At 71.4% G+C, this 22743-nt stretch carries 16 protein-coding genes and 5 pseudogenes; 11 read left to right on the top strand and 10 right to left on the bottom strand.

The features are described from left to right. Window positions 1-79: 79 nt before the first annotated feature. The 7 genes and pseudogenes from clpB to BJF85_RS25015 all read left to right on the top strand — a co-directional run bounded on the left by clpB (window position 80) and on the right by BJF85_RS25015 (window position 7849). Window positions 80-2708: pseudogene (clpB, locus tag BJF85_RS25045) on the top strand (ATP-dependent chaperone ClpB). A gap of 60 nt (window positions 2709-2768) precedes the next feature. Beyond that, entirely contained in the window at window positions 2769-3587 is an 819-nt protein-coding gene (locus BJF85_RS25040; RefSeq protein WP_255375917.1) for a hypothetical protein, read from the top strand. Beyond that, window positions 3587-4350: pseudogene (locus tag BJF85_RS25035) on the top strand (SDR family NAD(P)-dependent oxidoreductase). The gene BJF85_RS25040 and the pseudogene BJF85_RS25035 overlap by 1 nt, the downstream one beginning before the upstream one ends. Before the next feature lie 26 nt (window positions 4351-4376). Next, window positions 4377-4937 (top strand): orotate phosphoribosyltransferase, encoded by a 561-nt coding sequence (gene pyrE, locus BJF85_RS25030; protein ID WP_075850384.1) that lies wholly within the window; start codon window positions 4377-4379, stop codon window positions 4935-4937. A gap of 132 nt (window positions 4938-5069) precedes the next feature. Beyond that, window positions 5070-6671 (top strand): FAD-dependent oxidoreductase, encoded by a 1602-nt coding sequence (locus BJF85_RS25025; RefSeq protein ID WP_304442331.1) that lies wholly within the window; start codon window positions 5070-5072, stop codon window positions 6669-6671. A gap of 105 nt (window positions 6672-6776) precedes the next feature. Next, window positions 6777-7160 carry a DUF2784 domain-containing protein gene (locus tag BJF85_RS25020; RefSeq protein ID WP_075850382.1) on the top strand — a complete coding sequence of 128 codons (384 nt, stop codon included), beginning with the start codon at window positions 6777-6779 and terminating at the stop codon, window positions 7158-7160. A 20-nt stretch (window positions 7161-7180) separates the two neighbouring features. Next, the gene (locus BJF85_RS25015; RefSeq protein ID WP_075850381.1) at window positions 7181-7849 is read left to right on the top strand and encodes a TrmH family RNA methyltransferase; all 669 of its coding nucleotides are present in this window, start codon (window positions 7181-7183) and stop codon (window positions 7847-7849) included. On the opposite strand, the gene BJF85_RS25010 is transcribed toward BJF85_RS25015, so the two are convergent. After that, a complete protein-coding gene (locus tag BJF85_RS25010) occupies window positions 7838-8971 on the bottom strand; it encodes a LacI family DNA-binding transcriptional regulator (RefSeq protein WP_083666691.1) in 1134 nt (377 codons plus the stop codon). The two genes, BJF85_RS25015 and BJF85_RS25010, sit on opposite strands and share 12 nt — an antisense overlap. A gap of 158 nt (window positions 8972-9129) precedes the next feature. Here BJF85_RS25010 and BJF85_RS25005 point away from each other — a divergent pair, with 158 nt between their 5' ends. Both BJF85_RS25005 and BJF85_RS25000 read left to right on the top strand, forming a co-directional pair. Then, on the top strand, window positions 9130-9765 hold the full coding sequence (locus BJF85_RS25005) for a nucleoside/nucleotide kinase family protein (protein WP_075850380.1): 636 nt from the start codon (window positions 9130-9132) through the stop codon (window positions 9763-9765). 322 nt (window positions 9766-10087) lie between these two features. Further along, on the top strand, window positions 10088-11785 hold the full coding sequence (locus BJF85_RS25000) for an ABC-F family ATP-binding cassette domain-containing protein (protein WP_075850379.1): 1698 nt from the start codon (window positions 10088-10090) through the stop codon (window positions 11783-11785). Between the two features lie 12 nt (window positions 11786-11797). Here the strand turns inward: BJF85_RS25000 and BJF85_RS24995 are convergent, their stop codons facing one another. The 3 genes and pseudogenes from BJF85_RS24995 to BJF85_RS24985 form a co-directional block, all read right to left on the bottom strand. Then, window positions 11798-12457: a DedA family protein gene (locus BJF85_RS24995; RefSeq protein ID WP_075850378.1), complete on the bottom strand. Its 660-nt coding sequence runs from the start codon at window positions 12455-12457 to the stop codon at window positions 11798-11800. A gap of 135 nt (window positions 12458-12592) precedes the next feature. Beyond that, window positions 12593-13413 (bottom strand): annotated as a pseudogene (locus BJF85_RS24990) (YceI family protein). An 85-nt stretch (window positions 13414-13498) separates the two neighbouring features. Further along, window positions 13499-14079: pseudogene (locus BJF85_RS24985) on the bottom strand (MarR family winged helix-turn-helix transcriptional regulator). Window positions 14080-14197: 118 nt separating this feature from the next. Here BJF85_RS24985 and BJF85_RS24980 point away from each other — a divergent pair. Further along, window positions 14198-15634, top strand: coding sequence for an FAD-binding oxidoreductase (locus tag BJF85_RS24980; protein WP_083666701.1), 1437 nt, complete (start codon window positions 14198-14200; stop codon window positions 15632-15634). Between the two features lie 14 nt (window positions 15635-15648). On the opposite strand, the gene BJF85_RS26940 is transcribed toward BJF85_RS24980, so the two are convergent. The 3 genes and pseudogenes from BJF85_RS26940 to BJF85_RS24965 all read right to left on the bottom strand — a co-directional run bounded on the left by BJF85_RS26940 (window position 15649) and on the right by BJF85_RS24965 (window position 18202). Further along, a complete protein-coding gene (locus tag BJF85_RS26940) occupies window positions 15649-16206 on the bottom strand; it encodes a hypothetical protein (protein WP_083666689.1) in 558 nt (185 codons plus the stop codon). Between the two features lie 55 nt (window positions 16207-16261). After that, window positions 16262-17428: an N-acetylglucosamine-6-phosphate deacetylase gene (gene nagA, locus BJF85_RS24970; protein WP_075850377.1), complete on the bottom strand. Its 1167-nt coding sequence runs from the start codon at window positions 17426-17428 to the stop codon at window positions 16262-16264. 148 nt (window positions 17429-17576) lie between these two features. Continuing rightward, window positions 17577-18202: pseudogene (locus tag BJF85_RS24965) on the bottom strand (RNA polymerase sigma factor). A 160-nt stretch (window positions 18203-18362) separates the two neighbouring features. On the opposite strand from BJF85_RS24965, the gene BJF85_RS24960 reads away from it, so the two are divergent. Then, window positions 18363-18644: a YciI family protein gene (locus tag BJF85_RS24960; RefSeq protein ID WP_075850450.1), complete on the top strand. Its 282-nt coding sequence runs from the start codon at window positions 18363-18365 to the stop codon at window positions 18642-18644. Window positions 18645-18826: 182 nt separating this feature from the next. Here the strand turns inward: BJF85_RS24960 and BJF85_RS24955 are convergent, their stop codons facing one another. The 3 genes from BJF85_RS24955 to BJF85_RS24945 all read right to left on the bottom strand — a co-directional run bounded on the left by BJF85_RS24955 (window position 18827) and on the right by BJF85_RS24945 (window position 22739). Continuing rightward, window positions 18827-19939, bottom strand: coding sequence for an NDMA-dependent alcohol dehydrogenase (locus BJF85_RS24955; RefSeq protein WP_075850449.1), 1113 nt, complete (start codon window positions 19937-19939; stop codon window positions 18827-18829). A gap of 135 nt (window positions 19940-20074) precedes the next feature. Further along, the gene (locus tag BJF85_RS24950) at window positions 20075-21700 is read right to left on the bottom strand and encodes a sigma-54-dependent Fis family transcriptional regulator (RefSeq protein WP_075850376.1); all 1626 of its coding nucleotides are present in this window, start codon (window positions 21698-21700) and stop codon (window positions 20075-20077) included. Window positions 21701-21788: 88 nt separating this feature from the next. After that, window positions 21789-22739 carry an alpha/beta fold hydrolase gene (locus tag BJF85_RS24945; RefSeq protein WP_075850375.1) on the bottom strand — a complete coding sequence of 317 codons (951 nt, stop codon included), beginning with the start codon at window positions 22737-22739 and terminating at the stop codon, window positions 21789-21791. Window positions 22740-22743: the final 4 nt, after the last annotated feature.

Genomic DNA, 22743 nt, shown 5'->3' with positions numbered 1-22743 from the left:
GACGGCAGGCCGACCGGGAGACTGCCCACGAGGACAACCACGCCACACCACGTGACACACAGGCGAAGAGGGACAGGGGATGGACGCGTTCAATCCGACCACGAAGACCCAGCAGGCGATCTCGTCGGCGGCGCAGGCCGCGACGATGGCGGGCAATCCGGAGATCTCGCCCGCGCACCTGTTCGGCGCGCTCCTGGCACAGTCCGACGGGCTCGCGGGACCGCTGCTCACGGCGGTCGGTGCGGACCCGCAGGCGATCCACGACGAGCTCGAGTCGATCGTCGCGAAGCTGCCGGCGGCGACCGGCTCGACCGTGTCGTCGCCGAACTTCGACGGCCACGCCGTGAAGGTGCTGACGCACGCCCAGAAGCTGGCCACCGAGCTCGGTGACGAGTACGTCTCCACCGAGCACGTCCTCGTCGGACTGGCCGCCGAGGGCGGACCGGTCTCGCAGCTGCTGACCCGGCACGGCGCGTCGCCGGAGGCGCTGCGCGAGGCGTTCACACAGGTCCGCGGCTCGGCGCGGGTCACCAACCCCGACCCGGAGGCACCTACCAGGCGCTCGAGAAGTACGGCGTCGACCTGACCGAACGCGCGAGGGCGGGCGACCTCGACCCGGTCATCGGCCGGGACACCGAGATCCGCCGCGTCGTGCAGGTGCTCTCGCGGCGCACCAAGAACAACCCCGTGCTCATCGGCGAACCGGGCGTCGGCAAGACCGCGATCGTCGAGGGGCTCGCCCAGCGCATCGTCGCCGGGGACGTGCCCGAATCGCTGCGCGACAAGCGTGTCGTCTCGCTCGACCTGGGCTCGATGGTCGCCGGGTCGAAGTACCGCGGCGAGTTCGAGGAACGCCTCAAGGCCGTACTCAAGGAGATCAAGGACTCCGACGGGCAGGTCGTCACGTTCATCGACGAGCTGCACACGATCGTCGGCGCCGGCGCGTCCGGCGAGGGCGGCAGCATGGACGCGGGCAACATGATCAAGCCGATGCTCGCCCGCGGCGAACTGCGCATGGTCGGCGCGACCACGCTCGAGGAGTACCGCAAGCACATCGAGGCCGACGCCGCGTTGGAGCGCCGGTTCCAGCAGGTGCTCGTCGGCGAGCCGTCCGTCGAGGACGCCGTGGGCATCCTGCGCGGACTCAAGGAGCGCTACGAGGTGCACCACGGTGTGCGCATCACCGACAGCGCACTCGTCGCCGCCGCGACCCTGTCCGACCGCTACATCACCGCGCGGTTCCTGCCCGACAAGGCGATCGACCTCGTCGACGAGGCCGCGTCGCGGCTGCGCATGGAGATCGACTCGCGTCCCGTCGAGGTCGACGAGGTCGAACGCGCCGTGCGCAGGCTCGAGATCGAGGAGATGGCGCTGTCCAAGGAGGACGACGCCGCCTCGGCCGACCGGCTGAAGGCCCTGCGCGGCGAGCTCGCCGAGAAGCGCGAGCAGCTGAACGCGCTGACCGCACGCTGGCAGAACGAGAAGGGCTCGATCGAACGCGTCCGCGAACTGAAGGAGCAGCTCGAGCAGCTGCGCGGCGAGGCCGACCGGGCCGAACGCGACGCCGACCTGGGTCGGGCCGCCGAGCTGCGCTACGGTCGGATCCCGGCGCTCGAGAAGGAACTGGAGCAGGCCGACAGCGCCTCCGGCTCGGGCGCGGGCCCGGCGGACGTCGACGTGATGCTCAAGGAGGAGGTCGGGGCCGACGACGTGGCCGACGTCGTCGCGCCTGGACCGGCATCCCCGCGGGCCGCCTGCTCGAGGGCGAGACCGGCAAGTTGCTGCGCATGGAGGACGAGCTGACCGGCCGGGTCATCGGCCAGGCCGACGCGGTCAAGGTCGTGTCCGACGCCGTGCGCCGGGCGCGCGCGGGAGTGGCCGACCCCGACCGGCCGACCGGCTCGTTCCTGTTTCTCGGTCCCACCGGTGTCGGCAAGACGGAGCTGGCCAAGGCGCTCGCCGAGTTCCTGTTCGACGACGAGCGCGCCATGCTGCGCATCGACATGAGCGAGTACTCCGAGAAGCACAGCGTCGCCAGGCTCGTCGGCGCCCCGCCCGGCTACGTCGGCTACGACCAGGGCGGCCAGCTGACCGAGACCGTGCGCAGGCGGCCGTACTCGGTGGTGCTGCTCGACGAGGTCGAGAAGGCGCACCCGGACGTGTTCGACGTGCTGCTGCAGGTGCTCGACGACGGCCGCCTCACCGACGGCCAGGGCCGTACGGTCGACTTCCGCAACACGATCCTGGTGCTGACGTCCAACCTCGGTTCGCAGGCCATCGCCGACGGCTCGCTCGAGGAGGACCAGCGCCGCGACGCCGTCATGGCGGTGGTGCAGACCCACTTCAAGCCGGAGTTCCTGAACCGCCTCGACGACATCGTCGTGTTCCACGCCCTCGGCACCGAGCAGCTCGGCGCGATCGTCGACATCCAGGTCGACCGGCTCGCCAAGCGGCTCGCCCAGCGCCGGCTCACGCTCGACGTCTCCCCGGCGGCGCGCGAATGGCTGGCCCTCGGCGGCTACGACCCGGTGTACGGGGCGCGTCCGCTGCGCAGGCTCGTCCAGTCCGCGATCGGCGACCAGCTGGCGAAACAGCTGCTCGCGGGCGAGATCCGCGACGGCGACACGGTGCGCGTCGACGTGCCGGAGTTCGGCGACGGGGACATTTCCGGCGGGTCCGACACGCTGGTCGTCACGCGCGGCACGTAATCACGCGAGAGTCCGGCCTGCCTCCTCTACGTGACGGGCCCGGCGGGATACGCTGCTCGCGTGGGTATTCCGGCGTGGATCTGGTTCGTCATCGCGGCCGTCGCCGCGGTCGCGGGCCTCGCACTGCTGATGACCGATCGCGCGCGCGAGAGCTCCCGGAACCGGGAACGCGCGCGCTGGGCCGAGCTGCGCGGCTGGCAGTACGTCGAGGAGGACGAGGAGCTGCCGCGCGAATGGTCCGGCGGCGCGATCGGCTACTTCGGCGCGGAGGCCGCGGTCAACGTGGTCGCCGGGTCGACGTTCACCTCCGACGGCAGACGTCCGGTGTTCGTGTTCGACATCGTCGCCGACGGCGTCATCCCGTCGGTCGTCGTCGCCGTGCGCTGCAACCGCGTGCAGCCCGTGCTGCTCGAGCTGTGGCTGGCGTCCGTGCCGTTCCAGCGCGCCGAGATGCCGGAACTGCTGGGCCCCGTGGGGCAGCGCTACGCGTTCGCCGACGAGGTGACCGCGGGCCGCGCGCTCGTCACGCAGGAACTCGTCGAGGCCGCCGACGCGCTCGGCGGCGACGTCGGCGTCGCGTGGATCGAGGAGGAATGGGTGCTGGCCAGCGTCGCGCCCAACGTCGGGCCGTCGCGGCTCGAGCGGCTGCTGCGCGACCTCGGCGAGATCGCCGACATCATCGACCCGTCGGCCGAGGCGATGGAGGAGCGGTACGTGCCGCCCCAGGCGTCCGACATGCCGGCCCCGGGTGTTTCCGGTGTTCCCGCGCAGGGGTCCGCGCCTGAGGGCGGCCCTGCCGGTACCGCCGGTCCCGGTAGTGGTGCGGAGCCGGGTTCGGCGTCCGACCAGGGCATCAGTGAGGAAGGTGCCAACCGCTGATGCCGACCGCGGTCATCACGGGGGCGACGTCGGGCATCGGCGCGGCCTTCGCGCGCGAGCTCGCCGGCGAACGCTACGACCTCGTGCTCGTCGCACGGGACGAGGCGCGGCTGCGGACCCGGGCCGATGCGCTGGTCGAGGGCTACGGCGTGGCCGTCGACGTGCTGCCCGCCGACCTGGCGACCGCCGAGGGGCGCGCGGCCGTCGAGGAACGCGTCGCCGCCGGCGTGGACCTGCTCGTCAACAACGCCGGCTTCGGGTTGTCCGGCGAGTTCTGGACCGTGTCGGCCGAGGAACTGAACCAGCAGCTCGACGTCAACGTCACCGCCGTGCTGCAGCTGACGCACGCGGCCGTCCCCGCGATGCGCGCGGCGGGCGCGGCGACGTCATCAACGTCTCGAGCGTCGCCGGGTTCTTCTCCGGCCGCGGATCGACCTACACGGCGAGCAAGGCGTGGGTGACGTCGTTCTCGGACGGGCTCGCGTCGGCGCTGCGTGGGTCGGGCGTGCGCGTCATGGCGCTGTGCCCCGGATTCACGCACACCGAGTTCCACGAACGGGCGGGGCTGAGCAAGTCCGGGCCGAAGCTGATCTGGCTCGACGCCGACGTCGTCGTGCGCGAGGCACTCGCCGACCTGCGGCGCGGCAAGGCGATCTCGGTGCCCGGCGCGCTGTACAAGTTCGCCGTCGCGCTCGGGAAGTTCCTGCCGCGCGGACTGATCCGCAGGCTCGGCGGGCTGTTCGCGGGGCGCGACCGGACCTGATCGCGGCGCGTGTAAGACTGCGAGCCGTGGCGACACCCTCGTTGGATCAAGCGGCGAAGAGCGAACTGGCCAGGCTCGTCACCGAGCTGTGCGTGGTGCACGGCAAGGTGACCCTCGCATCGGGAGCCGAGGCCGACTACTACATCGACCTGCGGCGGGCGACCCTGCACCACGCGGCCGCGCCCCTCATCGGCACGTTGCTGCGGCAGCTCACGGCGGACTGGAACTACGTCGCCGTCGGCGGGCTGACCCTCGGCGCCGACCCGGTGGCGACGTCGATGCTGCACTCGGCCGCCTCGGACGGCATGGTGCTCGACGCGTTCGTCGTGCGGAAGAACCTCAAGGAACACGGCATGCAGCGGCGGATCGAGGGCATGGAGGTCGCCGGGCAGCGCGTGCTCGCGGTGGAGGACACGTCCACGACCGGCGGCAGCGTGCTCACGGCTGTCGAGGCGCTCGGCGAGGCCGGCGCGACGGTCGTCGGCGTCGCCACGGTCGTCGACCGCGGCACCGCGGCCCGTGAGGCCATCGAAGCCGCCGGCCTCGAATACCGCTACCTCCTCGACCTCGACGACCTGGGCCTCTAACCCCCTGGCCGGCCCTCGGGTGCAACCTCGGCGGGCGTTTCCTAACGCAACTGATACGGCGCGATCACCCATCAGGGTGGGGTAAACCGGCAGAATGTCCCGTTCCTCGTGACGAACGAAGGGACTGGGGCCTTGCTTACCGAACGAATGGGAATGACCCGCCGGACGTTGCTGCGGTCGATCGGCGTCGCCGGCGGCGCGGGCGTCATGTTCGAGTCGATGCGGGCGCTGGGGCTCGCGCCGGCACCGCAGGCGTTGGCCGCACCGGACTTCCAGGAACCGCGCGAGGGCGACCTGCCCGCGCACGCGCGCGGCTCGACCGTCGTCGTCCTCGGCGCGGGAATCGCGGGCCTCACCGCCGCCTACGAACTCGGCAAGGCCGGCTACCGCTGCGTCGTGCTCGAGGCCAAGGACCGCATCGGAGGCCGCAACTGGACGGTGCGCGCCGGCACCACCGACACCGACCTCGACGGCAACACGCAGACGGCGCAGTTCACCGACGACGCCGACACGTACCTCAACGCCGGCCCCGGCCGCATTCCGCAGTCCCACATCACCGTGGACTACTGCAACGAACTCGGTGTGCGGCTCGAACCGCTGCTCAGTTCGAACGCGGCCGCGCTCCTGCACAGCGACGGCGCCGATCCGCAGATGCACCGCACCGTCAAGGCCGACCACCACGGGTACGTGGCCGAACTGCTGTCCAAGGCCGTCGACGCCGGCGCCCTCGACGGCGAGCTGACCGCGGACGACAAGGAAGCACTGCTCACATTCCTGTCCGGGTTCGGCGACATCGGCGGCAGCGACACCGGGTTCGTGTACGAGGGCAGCAGCAGGCGCGGGTACGCCGTTCAGCCGGGTGCGGCCGACCAGGAAGGTGTCGTGCTCGGCCCGACGCCGTCGCTGTCGGAGACGTTGTCGAGCGGGCTCGGCAGGTACCTGCAGCTCGACCTCGGCCACGACCAGGCGATGACGATGCTGCAGCCGGTCGGCGGTATGGACGCGATCGTCGACGCGCTGGTCGACGCCGTCCGCGGCAACGGCGCGGAGATCATCACCGGTGCGCCCGTGACCGAACTGCGCAACACCGACGACGGCGTCGAGATCACCTACCGCGGCGCCGACGGGGACACCGTGCTGCGCGGCGACTTCTGCATCGCGACGCTGCCGCCGCACCTGATGGCCGAGCTGCCGACGAACCTCGACCCGGCGGTCGCCGACGCCCTGCGCACCCCGGAGATCTGGGCCGCGGGCAAGCTCGGTCTCGAGTACGACCGGCGCTGGTGGGAGCTCGACGAGGGCATCTACGGCGGCATCACCTACACCGATCTCGACCTGCTCAGCATGTGGTACCCGTCCCACGGCTTCGGCCGCGAACACGGGGTCCTCGTCGGCTACTACAACGAGGGGCCGATGGCCGAGGCCTACGGCGCACTGTCGCCCGCCGAGCGGACGCGGCGCGCCCTGGCCGAGGGGGCGAGGATCCACGGCGCGCAGTACCGCCGCGGCCTGCGGGACTCGTTCTCGGTGGCGTGGGACCGCACCCCGCACGTCGAGGGCGGCTGGGCCATGTGGTCGTCGCGCGGGCCGGAGTACGAGCTGCTGAACCAGGCGGCGGGCAACGTCTACTTCGCGGGCGACTGGCTCAGCTACCAGACCGCGTGGCAGGCGGGTGCGATGGACTCGGCACGGTACGTCGTCGCGGCGCTGCACGAACGGGTTGCCACGGGATAACGCTTTTCGCGGACGCGGAATGCCCGCCCCGACCGGTACGTTGAATCGGTGTGAAGGGGGTTTGTCGCCCCTCATCGCCGAGTCGGTCGGGGCAGGTGGGGTTCGATGTTGTGGCTGCTGACGCTGCTGGTCACGATCTCGCACTTCGTCGCGCTCGCGTACATCGGCCTCGGCGGTTTCCTGACGTGGATCTGGCCGCGCACGATCTACGTCCACGTCGTGTTCGCCCTGTGGGGCTTCGCCGTCATCGCGTTCCCGTTGCCGTGCCCGCTGACCGTGGCCGAGGACTACTTGCGTGACCTGCGCGGACTCGGCCCGCTGCCCGGCGGGTTCAACGAGCACTACATCTACGGCACCATCGTGCCCGAGTCGTTGCTGCCGACCGTGGCGGTCGTGGCGATCCTGTTGGTCGTCGGCTCGTACGCCGGGGCCTACGTGCTGCACAAGCAGCGCGAGGCCGAGGGCCGGCAGGCGATCCGGCTCGGCTGAGTCGGGGCGCCGGTCGGAGAATGGCCTGCGTGACGTCTGATGCGAACGTGGCCGGGCCCAGCGAATGGGGCGCCAATCCCGAGGTCGGCGTGGGGCCGTGGGAGGGGCCGTGGCCCAACGACGAGCGGTACGACCCCGAGCTGCTGGCCGAGGGCGACCGCCGGAACGTCGTCGACGCCTACAGGTACTGGCGGCGCGAGGCGATCGTCGCCGACATGGACAGCCGCCGGCATCCGTTCCACGTGGCGATCGAGAACTGGCAGCACGACCACAACATCGGCACGGTCGTGCGGACGGCGAACGCGTTCGCCGTGGCGGCGGTGCACATCGTCGGCAAGCGGCGGTGGAACCGGCGCGGCGCGATGGTGACCGACCGCTACCAGCATCTGCACCACCATGCGACGGTCGACGGTCTCGTCGAGTTCGCGCGGGCGCGCGCGTTGCCGCTGGTCGCGGTCGACAACATGCCGGGCTCGGTGCCCGTCGAGACGGCCGAGCTGCCCCGCGAGTGCGTGCTGCTGTTCGGTCAGGAGGGCCCGGGGCTGTCGGCGGAGGCGGCGGCCGCGGCCGAGCTCGTCGTGTCGATCGCGCAGTTCGGCACGACCCGGTCGATCAACGCGGGCGTGGCGGCCGGCGTCGTCATGCACACGTGGGTGCGGCAGCACGCCGACGTCACGTCAGCCTGGTAGCTCGGCCGCGTCCTCCGGTTCCGAAGCGCCGGTCACCGAATCGTCCGTCCTTGAATCGCCAACACGGTGTCCCGAATCGCTGACACGGCGTCCTGGGGTGCTGACACGCGCGCATGAGCTGCGGACACGGAGTTGCGGGGGCAGGCGCACGGTCTCCGGCGGGCAGTCCGGGTCCTCGATGCGGCGCAGCAGCAGGCGCATCGCCTCGCGGCCGATGTCGGCCACGGGCTGGGCGATGGTCGTCAGCGGCGGGTCGACGAGGTCGGCCCATTCGGGGTCGTCGAACCCGGCGACGGCGAGGTCGGTGCCGATGCGCAGGCCGCGTCGGCGGGCCTCGACGAGCACCCCGGCCGCCAACGCGTCGTCGGCGGCGAGCACCGCCGTGGGCGGTTCGGGCAGGTCCAGCAGCGTCGCCACCGCCGCCGCGCCGCCCTCTCGGGAGAACTCGCCCGCCGCGACGAGCTCCGGATTCCACGACACGCCCGCGCGGCCGAGACCGAGCCGATGTCCCAGCACACGTTCGTCGCTCGTCACCTGGCCCTCGGGTCCGCTGACGAACCCGATCCGGCGGTGCCCCTGCGCCACGACGTGCTCGGTGAGCGCCGACATGGCCTGGATGTTCTCCGGGCCGACCTGGTCGACGTCGCTGCGCGTGGTCAACCGGTCGACGAGCACGGTCGGCACGCCCGCGGCGAGCAGTTCGTCGACGACCTCCTTGTCCCCGGGCGCCGACACGAGCAGGACGCCCTCGATCCGGTGGCTGCGCAGGGCCCGCACGACCGCGCGCTCGATGTCGACGTCGTCGCGGGTGTCCGACAGCAGCACGGTGTGGTCGGCGGCCGCGGCCTCGCGTTCGATGGCCTGCACCAGCGTCGCGACGTGCGGGCTGCCGCTGAGCGACACGGCCAGTCCGACGGTCTGCGTGCCGCCGGTGACCAGCGAGCGGGCGATGGCGTCACCGGTGTAGCCGGTCTCGGCGACGGCGTTGAGGACGGCTTCCTTGGTGGCCGGTGCCACGGCTCTCGTACCGTTCACGACATGTGACACGGTGGTGATCGACACTCCGGCCATCTCGGCGATGTCGCGTTGGGTCGGCCTGCGGGTGGACCTCTGCGGGGGCACGGGAGCGCGGGACTCCTTTCCGGGGTCGGCGAAATCGGCGAACGGGTGAGCAAGCGTTTGCGCAGGCGTTTGCGTGGCACGATACCGCTGCCTACCGTCGGTCATGATCACGGCCCGGCGAGCGGTGTCGGTGCGGCGGGCGCGATGATGGGAGCGAGATGACGACTTTCGACGATCTGCTGACACGGGCCGAGACGCTCGCCGCATCCGGACAGCGCCGGGTGCTCGGCATCGCGGGCGCCCCCGCCTCCGGGAAGACGACGTTGGCGTGGCGGCTCGCCGGTGCGCTGGGCAACCGCGCCAAGGTGGTGGGCATGGACGGCTTCCACCTCGCGCAGGTGGAACTCGCCCGGCTCGGCAACGCCGACCGCAAGGGCGCCCCCGACACCTTCGACGGCACCGGCTACGTCCACCTGGTGCGCCGGCTCGCCGCCGGTGACGAGCACGTGTACGCCCCCGAGTTCCGCAGGGAGATCGAGGAGCCGATCGCCGGCGCCGTCTCCGTGCCCGAGGACGTCTCGCTCGTGATCACCGAGGGCAACTACCTGCTGCTGGACTCCGATCCGTGGGCGCCGCTGCGCGGGCTGCTCACCGAGGCGTGGTTCCTGCAGCCCGAGGAGGACGTCCGGCTCGAACGGCTCGTGACGCGGCACCGCAAGTACGGCCGCTCGCTCGTCGAGGCCCAGCAGCGAGCCTGGGGCTCCGACCAGCGCAACGCCGACCTCGTCGCACCGAGCTCGGCCCGTGCCGACCTCGTCGTCACCGACATGGAACTCCCCAACTTCGCCGTCTGACCCTTGGGAGTTTTCAGTCGTGCACAGGGGTGTGGATAACTTGAGGTTGTCCACAGGTTTGTCCACACGTGGACGTGCATTGTGCCGGTCGGAAAATGCCGCGACGAGGTCCACTTCCCTCCGGTAGTCTCGGACACGGCCTGTTGCCGTTCTTGGGAGCCCGCGAAATGGGTGACGACTGACCGCTCCGCGTTGATCGCCGGCGCCGTATCACCAGCGTTGTAGCTGGTCCGGCGCCCGCTGCAGCGATCCGCGGGGCATGCCACCGATCCGTCGGTGGCGTCGGTCTGCCTGTCCACCCGACTCTCCCGAGGACTCCGCTGTGTTCGACGCGCCCACTCGCGCCACCCCTGCCACCGTCGTCTGCTCCCACCTGTCGTTCACCTGGCCGGACGACGCCCCCGTGTTCGACGACCTCTCGTTCACCGTCGGCCCCGGCCGTACGGGTCTCGTCGCGCCGAACGGCGCCGGCAAGAGCACCCTGCTGGGCCTCATCGCCGGCCTGTACGCCCCGAGCTCCGGTTCGGTGACCGTCGGCGGCGTGCTCGGCCACCTGCCGCAGACGCTGCCGTACCGCGGCGACCGCACCGTCGCCGACGTACTCGGCGTGGCCGACGTGCTCGCCGCGATCGCCGCCATCGAGGCCGGTGACGTCGACGAACGGCACTTCGCCGTCGTCGGCACCGCGTGGGACGTCGAGGACCGTTCGCGCGCCCTGCTCGACCGGCTCGGCCTGGGCGACGTCGCACCGGGCCGGCGGCTCGACACGCTGTCCGGCGGTCAGATCGTCCAACTCGGCCTGGCCGGGCAGCTGCTAGCCGAACCCGACGTGCTGCTGCTCGACGAGCCCACCAACAACCTCGACGCCGACGCGCGGCAACGGCTCTACGACGTGCTCGACGGATGGTCGGGATGTCTGCTCGTCGTCAGTCACGACCGCGCGCTGCTCGACCGCATGGACCGCATCGCCGAACTGGGCCCCGGACCCCACGGCGGTGGTGAGATCCGGTTCTTCGGCGGCGGGTTCACCGCCTACGCCGAGGCGATCGAGGCCGAGCAGGAGGCCGCCGAGCAGCGCGTGCGCACCGCGAAGCAGCAGGTGAAACGCGAGAAGCGCGAGATGCAGGAGGCCAGGGAGCGCGCCGCGCGGCGGGCGGGCACGGCCTCGCGCAAGGCGGCCGACGCGGGCCTGCCGAAGATCGTCGCCGGGGAGTTGAAGCGCAAGGCGCAGGTGTCGGCGGCCAAGGCCGACGACGTGCACGCGGCGCGGCTCGGCCAGGCGCGGGACCGTCTCGACGAGGCCGAACGGTCGGTGCGATCCGACGACGCGATCGTCGTCGACATGCCGCAGACCCGGGTGCCCGCGGGGCGGACCGTGTTCGACGGTGCGGGTATCCGCGTGCGGGAGCTGTTCGACGGGTGGATCGAGACGCTCGACGCCGACGGCGAACCGGTCCCGACGCCGGTCGAGGGCGTCGACCTGACGATCCGCGGGCCCGAGCGGATCGCGCTCCGCGGCCCGAACGGTGTCGGCAAGTCGACATTGCTGCGGGTGATCGGCGGGGAGATCGAACCGGACGCCGGCACGGTGCGGCGCCACGACGGGCGCGTGGCCTACCTGTCGCAGCGGCTCGACGTGGTGGACCGCGACCGGTCGGTCGCGGAGAACCTGGCGGCGTTCGCCCCGTCGAGGCCGCCGGCCGAGCGGATGAACCTGGCCGCACGGTTCCTGTTCCGCGGGGACGCCGTGCACCGTCCGGTGAGCGCGTTGTCGGGCGGGGAGCTGTTGCGGGCGACGTTGTTGTGCACGCTGCTGGCCGAACCGGCGCCGCAACTGCTGCTGCTGGACGAGCCGACGAACAACCTCGATCTGGTCAGCGTCGCCCAGCTGGAGAGCGCGTTGCGGTCGTACGAGGGCGCGCTGGTGGTCGTGAGCCACGACGCCCACTTCCTGTCCGCGGTGGCCCCCACCCGAACGCTCCACCTGGCCGAAGGCCGTCTCACGGCCGTGGGAGCTTGAAACGGCCGGAGGTCAGGCGGGTTCTTCGACGGGGCGGCGGGTTTCCTGGCGGTAGCGGTAGAGGCCGTAGGCGGTGCCGACGACGAAGAAGGTGACCATGGCCCAGATCAGGGTCGTTTTCAGCCACGGGACATCGTTGAGCAGGGCGGAGCCGTAGTAGCCGATGAGCACCAGGGTCGGCACCCAGATCGTCGCGCCGAGGACCGTCGCCAGCATGAACCGCCGGTGGTTCATCTTCGCCGCGCCCGCGATCATCGGCGCGAGCGTGCGCACCCACGGGATCCACCGCGCCAGCACGATCGCGAGGAAACCCCTGCGGTCCAGGAAGTCCTGCGCCCGGTCGAGATTGCGTTGGTTGAGCATCTTCCCGTTGCGGCGCGCGATGAAATGCGTGCCGGTCTTGGTGCCGATGCGGTAGCCGACGTGGTTGCCGACGATCGCCGTGGCCAGCACCGTCATCGCCAGCGCCCACGCCTCGGCGTCGGACGCGCCGTGCTTGGCCAGCAGCAGTCCCGTCGTGAACAACAGTGAGTCGCCGGGAAGGAACAGACCGAGGATGACGGCACATTCGAGGAAGATGAATGTGATCACGATGAGCCAGAGCAGCACCGGACCGACCGTCGCCAGCCAGTCCAGCCCGATTCCGGCACCCTCGGCATAAGCAAAACCCACGTCGTGCAGCGTACGTCGTCGCACGTCACGCCCGGCCGCAGAGCTCCCGAACGGGGTAGAGCGTCACATTCCGAACGTGGGGAACCGGCACAATTCGGGCCCGGCCACGCCGCAGCACGCGTGCCCGTGGGCCGGTCACATCGCGGGCAGCGTCTCGCCCTGCACGACCTGGAGGTCGATCTCGATCTTCACCGTCGTGCCGATCGCGGCGACGCCGGCGCGCACCATCGCGTTGTAGTTGATCTTGAAGTCGTCCCGGCGCAGCTGCGTCTCGGCGTGGAACGCGGCGCGCGTGCCGCCCCACGGGTCCGGGCCGAAGCCGCCGTAGGTCATCTCGAGCGACACGGGCCTGCGCTCGCCGTTGAGGGTGAGCTCGCCGTCGAGGGTCCACTCGGTGGGGCCGCGCTGTGACAGGCCGGTGCCGACGAAGTCGATCGTCGGGTGGTTGTCGACGTCGAGGAACTCGGGCGAGCGCAGGTGGTCGTCGCGCATCTTGATGCCGGTGTCGATCGCGGACGCGTGATCTGCGCCTGCACGGTCGACCGTTCGACGGGCCGCGTGACCTCGAGCCGGCCGCCCACCTCGGCGAACCGGCCCTTGATGCTCGAGATGCCCAGGTGGCGGGCGGTGAAGTGCACGGTCGAGTGCAGCGGGTCGATCACCCACGGGCCGGTGGGCGGCAGCTCGATCGCGCCCTCCTCGAGGGCGAGGACGATCGCACCGAGTTCGGCGCTACCGGCGTCGCCGATCTGCGCTGTGCGCGCGACGGGCTGATAGCCGTTGGCGGTGACGACCGCGGTGTACATCCCCGGCGCGAGGTCGCCGGTGCGGACGCCGCCCTGGACGTCGGCCGTCGCGCGCGCGGCCTGCTGTCCGGTCAGGTCGGTGACGGTGAGGACGGCGTGCTCGATTCCCCAGCCGTCGTTCGTGCAGACGGTGGCGGATAGTCCCGGCATCAGCGGTGGATCCTTTCGGTACGCAGGCCCTCGCTCGCCCGGGTGATGCTAGCGGCGATCGTCCGCGGGCGGCAGGTCACCGTCGTCACGTCTGCTCCGGATTTGTCGGGTTCGCTGGTGCGGGCTCCGCTGGGGGTTCGGCGGCCGGCTCGGTGGTCGCCGGATTCTGCTGCTGGAACGTCTCGAACTCGTCGTTGAGCCGGTCGAGCAGCGTCGTGACGGCGACGCGGTCCGCGCGGTCCCAGCCGGACAGCATCTCGGCGATCGACCGGGCCCGGAGCCTGCGGTTCTCCTCGAACACGCGCACCCCCTCGGGGCTGGGCGCGAGCAGCGTCGCGCGGCCGTCCTCGGGGTCGGCGGTGCGTTCGACCAGGCCGTGCCGCACCAGCAGCGTGCTCTGCCTGCTGACCGTGGAGATGTCGGAGTGCAGTGCGTCGGCGAGCACGGACGTGCGCTGCGGGCCGTTGTTCACGAGGTAGAACAGGATCGCGTAGGCGGCGCGTTCGATGCCGTCGGGTCCGATCTTGGCCAGGTGCGACTTCGTCTTGGCCATCGCGCGGAAGAAGCGCACGAACTGGGTCCCGAGGCGTCGGCGATGTCGAGCTCGTCCTGCGTGGGCTCGGACGGCTGTGTGGGCTCGGACGCCGACGGTGCTGACTCTGGCATGGGCTGGTTCCCTCGTCGGTTCTCTCTCGACGTCCTTCGCCGCCGCTCGGCCGTTCCGGCCGGGTTCGTTGGCAGCTGCAACTATTCTCAGCCTACGTCAGCATCTACCGTGCAGATCATGACCCGTTCCCCAGTCAGCCGGAACCCCGAGGCCGCCGGTGCCGATGCCGCAGATCCCGCGGGTGCCGAGCTCGTCGCGACGTTGACCGCGCGGCTCGGTGCGGTCGGCGTGCGCACCGATCCCGACGTCATGGCGACCTACTCGCGCGACCGGCTGCCGTTGGCGCCCGCGGGAACGCCGCTGGCCGTCGTGTTCCCGTCGAGCACCGAGCAGGTGCAGGACGTCGTGCGCGCGTGCGCGGACGCGGGCGTGCCCATCGTGCCCCGCGGGGCGGGCAGCGGACTGTGCGGCGGCGCCAACGCCCTCGACGGCTGCGTCGTGCTGGTGCTGACCCGCATGAACCGCATCGTCGAGCTCGACCCGGCGAACCGGCTGGCCGTCGTCGAACCGGGCGTGGTCAACGCCGACCTGCGCGCGGCCGTCGCCGAGCACGACCTGTTCTACCCGCCCGACCCGGCGAGCTACGACTTCTGCACGATCGGCGGCAACCTCGCCACCAACGCGGGCGGGCTGTGCTGCGTGAAGTACGGCGTGACGTCCGATTCGGTGCTCGGTCTGGAGGTCGTGCTCGCCGACGGGTCCGTGCTGCACACCGGCAGGCGGACCGTGAAGGGCGTCGCCGGGTACGACCTGACGAAACTGTTCGTCGGCAGCGAGGGCACGCTCGGCGTGATCACCAGGGCGACGTTGTCGCTGCGGCCGCTGCCGCAGGCGCCCGGCACGCTCGTGGCGGTTTTCCCCGACACCGCCGACGCCGGAGCCGCCGTGACGCGCATCGTCGGCGAGGGGCTCGTGCCGTCGCTGATGGAGATCATGGACGCCGCGACCGTGCACGCCGTCGAGCAGCACCTGGGCACCGACCTCGGCGGGGGAACCGGCGGCGGAACGTTGCTGCTGTGTCAGTCCGACGCGGGCGGGGAGGCGGCGGAACGCGAACTCGACGTGCTGCAGCGGGTGTGTGCGGACTCGGGCGCCTCGCTCGTGCACGCGACGTCCGACCCCGGCGAGGGTGCCCTGTTGATGCAGGCCCGGCGGTCCGTGCACCCCGCGATCGAATCGATGGGCAGGGACCTCACCGACGACGTGTGCGTACCCCGCACCCGCATCGCCGAGCTCATCGACGGCTGCGCCCGCATCTCCGCCGACGTCGGCCTGCGCATCGTCGTCAACGGGCATGCGGGCGACGGCAACATGCACCCCACCGTGATCTACAACCACGACGACGAGTTCGACCGCGCCCGCTCGGCGTTCGACGCGATCTGCGAACTCGCCCTCGGCATGGGCGGCACCGTGAGCGGCGAGCACGGCATCGGCAAGTTCAAGCAGGACTGGCTGGCCCGCGAACTCGGCCCCGTCGGCCTGCGCGTCCACCGCGACATCCGCCGCAGCCTCGACCCGGATGGCCTCTTCAACCCCGGCTCCATGTTCACCTGAGAGCCCGGGGGCGGTCAGGCCACGGTGAGGAGGCCGATGATGCAGCCGCAGGCGAGGCCCAGGGCCGTGGCGAGGAGCAGCACCCAGGGCAGCGTGATCGGGCGGTCGCGGTCGAGAATCCGGCTGAGGGCGTGCGCGCCGGCGCCGTCGGCGTCCCGGGGGGCGCTGGCGTGTCCGCGGACGGGCCCGGTCTGGGCGTCGAGTGCCGCCCGCTCCCGTTCGAGAGATCCCTCACCCGCGCCGGACAGCAGGCCGTACCCGCCGGGGGTCTCCACGACGGGTGCGTCCGCCGGGGCGGCCGTCGCCTGCCGCTGTCCGGACGCCTCGACCGCCGCCACGCTCGACTGAGCCACGCTCGACTGGATCGGGTTCGACGGTGCGGGGCCGTGCTGTGCGGGACCGTGCTGGAGGTGGCTGTGCTGGGTATGTCCGGACGGTGCGGGGTTGGACTGCGGGGCGTTGGGCTGGGCGGCGTTGGGCGACACGGGGGTGGCGGGCGCGGAATTGGCGGGTGCGCTGCGAGCCTGTGCCCGCAATGCCTCGGCCAACAGGCGCTCGGGGTCGTCGCTCATCACAGCCCAGCGTAGTGCGCCGCGAGCGCGCGGGTCAGCCGGTCGGGCTCGGATGTCACTCGTTGGTGACCCAACGTCCCGCGTGCATGACGCGTCGTGTCCGCAGCTGGTCGTCGAGGACGACCAGGTCGGCGCGCAGTCCGGCCTCGATCCGCCCCACGCGGTCGTCGACGCCGAGCAGCTCGGCCGGCCTGCGTGACGTGGCGTGGATCGCGTCGTCGATGTCGAGGCCCACGCTGTGGACGACGTTGCGGAACGCGGCGTCCATGGTGAGCGTGCTGCCGGCCAGTGCGCCCGATCCGGGCAGGGTGGCGACGCCGCCGCGGACGTCCACGTCGAGTGCGCCGAGGGTGTAGCGCCCGTCGGGACCGCCGGTGGCGGCCATCGCGTCGGTGATCAACGTCGTGCGCCCGCGGCCGGCGTGCGTCGCGGCGAGGTGCAGGACGTCCGGGTGCACGTGGACGAGGTCGCTGATCAGCTCGACCGTCACGCGCTCGTCGTCGAGCAGCGTGCCGACGACGCCCGGTTCGCGGTGGTGCAGTGGGCGCATGCCGTTGAACAGGTGCGTGGCGACGGTGGCGCCGGCGTCGAGGGCAGCGCGCAGGTCGTCGCGGCGGGCGTCGCTGTGCCCGACCGCGGCGAGCACGCCGGCCTCGGCGATCTGCCGCACCGCCTTCACGCCGCCGGGCAGTTCGGGCGCGAGCGTGACCATGCGCACCGGACCGGCGTCCAGGAGCGTCGACACGGCACCGGGGTCGGGTTCGCGCAGCACGGCGGGATCGTGTGCGCCGCAACGGGATTCGGCGAGGAACGGACCTTCGAGGTGGATGCCGGCGAGCAGGCCGTCGGTGACGAGCTCGGCCAACGCGGCGACCTGGCTCGCCAGGGTCGGCACGGGTTCGCTGACGAGGCTCGCGAGCATCGTCGTGGTGCCGTGGCGGCGGTGCGCGTGCACCGCGCGGACGGCGTCGGTGGGGTCGGTCGTGGAGAACGACGCGCCGCCCCCGCCGTGGCAGTGCGTGTCGACGAACCCCGGCACGACGAGCTGTCCACCCAGGTCCACCCGCGGTCCGGCCGGCGGCGTGGCGGTGCCGGCGGCGACGATCGTCTCCCCCGCGACGGCCACCCAACCGTCGTCGACGACCCCGGACGGCAGGGCGACGCGCCCCCCGGAGAGGACGAGATCTGCGGCGGTGGGCGCGGTGTCGTGGGGAGTGCTCACGGCATCATCCTATTGGTCCAGACCAGGACGTGGTCGCCACGCGGTGCCGAGCGGCCTGCTGTGCGGTGGATCCCCGGCGGATTCCGGCGGGACGTCCGAGGGGTTCCCGGGCGGGCGAGGTCCGAACCGCGCGGCCCGGCGAGGGTGACTACTGCTTGCCCTCGGGCATCGTGCGCTGGAGCGCCTCGAGGCGCGGCTGGCCGTCGACTTGACGGTGCCCTTCGAGATGCCCGTCGCCTCGGCGATCTCCGCCTCCGACAGGCCGCCGTAGTACCGCAGCACGAGCACCTCGCGTTGCCGCGGCGGCAGCTTCGACAACGCCTTCACCACGGCCTGGTGCTCGGTCGACAGCATCGCCAGGCTCTCGGCCGACCGGGCGTTCACGGCGTGCGGCGGGATGTACTCGCGGGCCGTCTTCCGGCGGCGCAACACGCTGCGCGAACCGTTCACCACCGCGGCGCGCAGGTAGCCGACCGCGGCCGCGGCGTCGCGCAACTTGGCCCAGTTGCGGTGCAGACCGGTGAACGCCTCCTGGACGACGTCCTCGGCCGTCGCCGGCTCGTCCACCAGCAGGATCGCCAACCGCACGAGTCGCATGCGATGTTGCCGGTACAGGTCCTCCAGCGTCAGCGGGCCCTCGTGCTGCGCGGAGGAGTCACCGGCGGCCGGATCGGTCGCCGGGGCGTCGAGGGTTCGCAGGTGCCGCAGCGTCTGCTCGACAGCGTTCGTCGCACCGCCGTCGCCGGCAGGCGCGCCGCTCTCGGCACTGCTCATCGAACCCGTCCTTCGGTGCTGGGGACCTCACCGCTGACCCGCGCTCAGCGTATCGGTTCCGGTATCGGCGGACCCAGGTTTCCCGCCGAGGGGGTGCGGAGGTCGGTGAGGTATTGGGGTCGAGGACAGTGCGAGGTGTGGCTGCGTAGGGTCGGTGACCATGACTTGGTACGTGGTTCAGACGCGCTACGACGGCGACAAGTACAAGGACGTGCGGCCCCGCCACCGCGACTACCTCGTGGGCCTCGCCGACCAGGGCGTGGTCGCGCTCGGTGGCCCGTTCGAGGACAGCACGGGCGGCATGATGATCATCCAGGCCGACGACCGCGAGGCGCTGGACCAGCTCCTCGACGCCGACCCGTACCACCTCGAGGGCGCCCTCGCGGAACGCACCGTCCGCGAGTGGAAACCCGTCCTCGGCGCCTGGCTCCCCGAAAGCTGACCCCCGTCAAGGCGCACCCCAACTGCGCCCAGGCGCACCCGCAGTGCGCCCAAGATGCTCCCGAGGCCCCATAGTTGCGTTGAGCGCAGCCATGGGGCCGTCGGGCGCATTGAGCGCAGCCATGGGGCCGTTGGGTGCATTGAGCGCAACCGAGGGCCCCATGGCGCGTCGCGTAGCCGGTCTCACGCGTCGTGGACGATGACTCCTCGGATGTTCTTGCCGTCGCGCAGGTCTTGGTAACCGTCGTTGACCTGGTCGAGCGTGTACTTCGTGGTGACGAGCTCGTCGAGCTTGAGGTGGCCCTGGTCGTAGAGCCGCAGCAGCCGCACGATGTCGTACTGCGGGTTGGCCGACCCGAACAGCGTGCCCTTGATCGTCTTCTCGAACAGGGTCAGCACGCCGCCGGACACATGCACCGTGAGCTTCTCCGGGTTCGCCAGGCCGGTGATCACGACGGTGCCGCCCTTGCCGACGACGTCGAACGCGTCGGACACGACCTGTTCGTCGACGGTGCCCACGCAGATCAACGCCTGATCGGCGAGCTGTCCCCACGTGAGTTCGTTGACCTTCTCCGCCGCTTCCTGCGCGGTCGCGAACGCGTGGGTGGCGCCGAGTTTCAGCGCCGTCTCGCGTTTGAAGTCGATCGGGTCGACGGCGATCACGTTCGCCGCGCCAGCGTGCGCCGCACCCTGCACCGCGTTGATACCGATGCCGCCGACGCCGTACACCACGGCCGTGTCGCCTGCGCGTACGCCGCCGCTGTAGTTGGCGGTCGCCCACCCGGTCGGCACGCCGCAGCCCACGAGCACCGCGGTCTCCAACGGCAGCCAGTCGTCGACCTTGACCACCGAGTGCTGCGAGATGGTCGCGCGTTCGGCGAACGAGCCGAGCATGCACATCCCGCCGACGTCGGTGCCGTCGCTGTGGAACCGGAAGGTGCCGTCGGGCATGTGCCCGTCGAGGATCGTGGCGCCCATGTCGCACAGGTTCTGTCTGCCCGTCGAGCAGTAGCGGCACGTCCCGCAGTTGGGGATGAAGCTGCACACGACGTGATCGCCGGGCGCCACCTTCGTCACGCCGGGGCCGACGGCCTCGATGACGCCCGCGCCCTCGTGCCCGCCGACGATCGGGAACCGCGGCACCAGGTCGTTGTCGATGAGGTGCAGGTCGGAGTGACACAGTCCCGCTGCCGTGTACTTGATCAGCACCTCGCCGGGGCCCGGTTCGTCGAGGTCGAGTTCGACGATCTCGAACGGCTTGCCGGCGTCGAACAGAACAGCTGCCTTCGTCTTCACGGTGACACCTCCGTATTGCGTCATTGCAATGCGTTCACCCGATGAATTCTCGAGGTGTCGGGCTGGGCGAAGGTGTGCAGCTTTTGGACAGCCCGCGCCGTTCGGGCAGGTCCGGGCAGGTCCGACGCGGGCGGTTCACGTCGTGATCTGCAGGGTGCGGATGCGGTTGTACAGCGTCGAGCGGCTGATGCCGAGTGCGCGTGCGGCCTGCACCTTGTTGCCGCCGACGGCCGCGAGGGCGCGCGTGATCGCCTCGTACTCGGCCTGCTGCCACGCCGACAGGTTCTGCGCGGTCGTCGTCACCGGGCACAGCGGCGCCAGGTCGCGGGCGGTGATGTCGCCCGTCGACCGCTCCTCGGTGACGTCGGTCAGCACGGTCTCGAGCTCGGTCAGGTTCCCCGGCCACGGCTGCGCGGCCAACAACTCGAGTGCCCCCGCGGTCAGTCGTGGTGTCCCGTGTGGACGGATGCCGGCGAGGATCGCCTTGGCCAGCGCGGGAATGTCACGCCGGCGCGAACGCAACGGCGGCAGCTCGACCCGGCGGTGCACGCGCGCGGACAGTTCGGCGTGCACCCCGGTCTCGCTGTCGGCGGTGAACGCGAACCAGGTGGACGCCTCGTCGAGCAGTCGGGCCGTCCGCGTCGCGGACAACGGCGGCAGCAGGTGGACGTTCCGCACCACGACGAGACCCTGGTGCGTCACGAGTCGTTCCAGGCGCGCGCACCACTCGTGCTCGCCGAGCGTCGCGACGTCGCCCGCGTCGAGCCGGGCCGGTGCGCGCGTGCCGGCCAGGACGGCCGTCGCGGCGCCGTGCCCGCTGCCGGGTTCGCCCAGTACGAGGACCCGACGTCGGGCCTGGGCGCTGCGCACCAGCCGGTCCTCGACGTCGCCGGGCAGCACGCTCACGGGCGTGCGCCTGCGCACCGCGCCCCGGTACGCCGGACGCAGCGGTGCCAGTTCGAACAGCATCCCCGCGTTGACCGACACGGCCTCCATGCGCACCTCGACCTCGGTGCCCGACGACAGCCGGATCCGCCGCACGCCGCGCCGCGTGCGGGACAACTCGCGCAGCAGCGGGTGGTCGACCGGGTCGACGAGGTCCACGGCGGCGCTGTTGGCCAGCACGACGTCCTCACCGAGCGCCAGCACCGCCGACGAGCGGTGCTGCGCCGCCTGGAACGCCGCCAGCAGCCGTTGTTGCGCCTGGTTCGAGCCGTCCAGGAGGCGGTGCTCGATGTCGGCCACCGCCTGTATGAGGAACGGCGCGAGCAGCGGATTGGCGTCCTCGACCAGGCCCGTGATGTCGAGAACGCCCTCGAACCGGCCCGTGGCCGGATTGCGGATCGGATGGCCGTAACACGTGAACCGTTTGAGCGCGTCGAGGAAGTGCTCCTCGCCGTGCACGGCCACCCCACGCCGCAGCTCGTGCGGCGTGGCAAGGGAATTCGTGCCGCTGGTCTCCTCGGTGAACAGGCTCCCCGGGACGGCGCTGACCGCGTCGAGGGCGCGTTCGAGCGCCCGGTCACCGTAGCGGCGCGCGACGATCCGACAGTCCCGATCGGCCAGCAGCACCGACAGCCGGGTGTCGCGCAGATGCCGTGCGATGTCCTCGAGCACCGGATCGGCGGCCCGCAACAGCCGGCTGCGGGTGTCGATGTCCGCGATGATGTTGCCCGCCAACCGGTCGGCCGGAGTGTTCGGTGTCAGTCCCGACAGCTCGGCGCGCCGCCAGGACTGGGCGATCTCGGTACGCAGCTCCACGGCGAGCTCCCTGGCACTCGACGACGAGTGTGATCCACGTCATGGTGCCAGGTCTGCGCCCAGCTGGGAAACGTCCCTGAAGGTGACCTCAGGAGGACAGGATCGGCGGGACGAATCGGCAGCGGGGTGGCTCCGCGTTGGCCGGGTCGAGGGCGTTGAGGACCAGCTGACCGGCGATCGGGTCGTAGGTGATGCCCAGGTGGTCGGTCTTGTCGGCCGGGCAGACGTCCTGGAGCAGGACGTTGTCCACGTTCGGCGCCGGGTCGAGGAAGGCGTTCGTGTACGGCGTGACCACCTGGTCGTACTTCGTCTGGATCACCGTGTAGTCGACGCCGGGGACCGTGTCGCCACCCTCGTTGAGTTCGGCGAGGAACTCCGAGTGCGTCTCCTGATCGTTGAACGCCGGGAACGGGACGCCGACGAGGTCACGCAGCAGCGGCACGCGTTGCACCAGTGTGAGCAGGCCGAACAGGTCGGTGCCGTAGTTGGACGGGGCGAGGCCGATCAGCCGGTCGATCGTGTCCTCGCCGCCGAGGTTCTTGATCCAGTAGCGCGGATTCATCCCGCCCTGCGAGTGGCCGACGACGTCGAGCCGCTCGGCCCCGGTCGCGGCGAGCACCCGGTCACCGAACTCGGCGAGCTGCGTGGCGGTCTCCGCGACGGGGGCGACCGTCTGGATCGGGCTGCCCTCCGCGCCGCCGAGGTTGACGCTGAACACGCAGAAGCCCGCGTCGGCCAGCTTCCCGGACAGTCCGGCCCAGTCGGCGTACGAGTTGACCAGCGTGCCGTTGGACAGCAGCACCGGATTGGGATGTTCGGCGCTCGGCTCGCAGTCCCAGTCGTTGGTGTGCGGCGGCATCACGGTCGGCTGGGCGAACGAGTACGCCATGGCGGTGAGGATGTTGGGCTGCGCAGGTCCGGTCGGCTCCTGCCCGGAAGGCCCCCGCTCCGTGGCGTGCGCCTGGCCGCCGAGCGTGAGGACCAGGCCGATCGCGGCGGCCAGTGCGCCCAGCCGCCGCAGTCGTGTGCCGACGACCATGTCG

Origin of the sequence: Saccharomonospora sp. CUA-673 (genome assembly GCF_001942305.1) — a bacterium.
Lineage (GTDB): Bacteria > Actinomycetota > Actinomycetes > Mycobacteriales > Pseudonocardiaceae > Prauserella.
The sequence above is the reverse complement of the archived record's forward strand: the minus strand, read 5'-3'. Positions and strand labels throughout refer to the sequence as shown.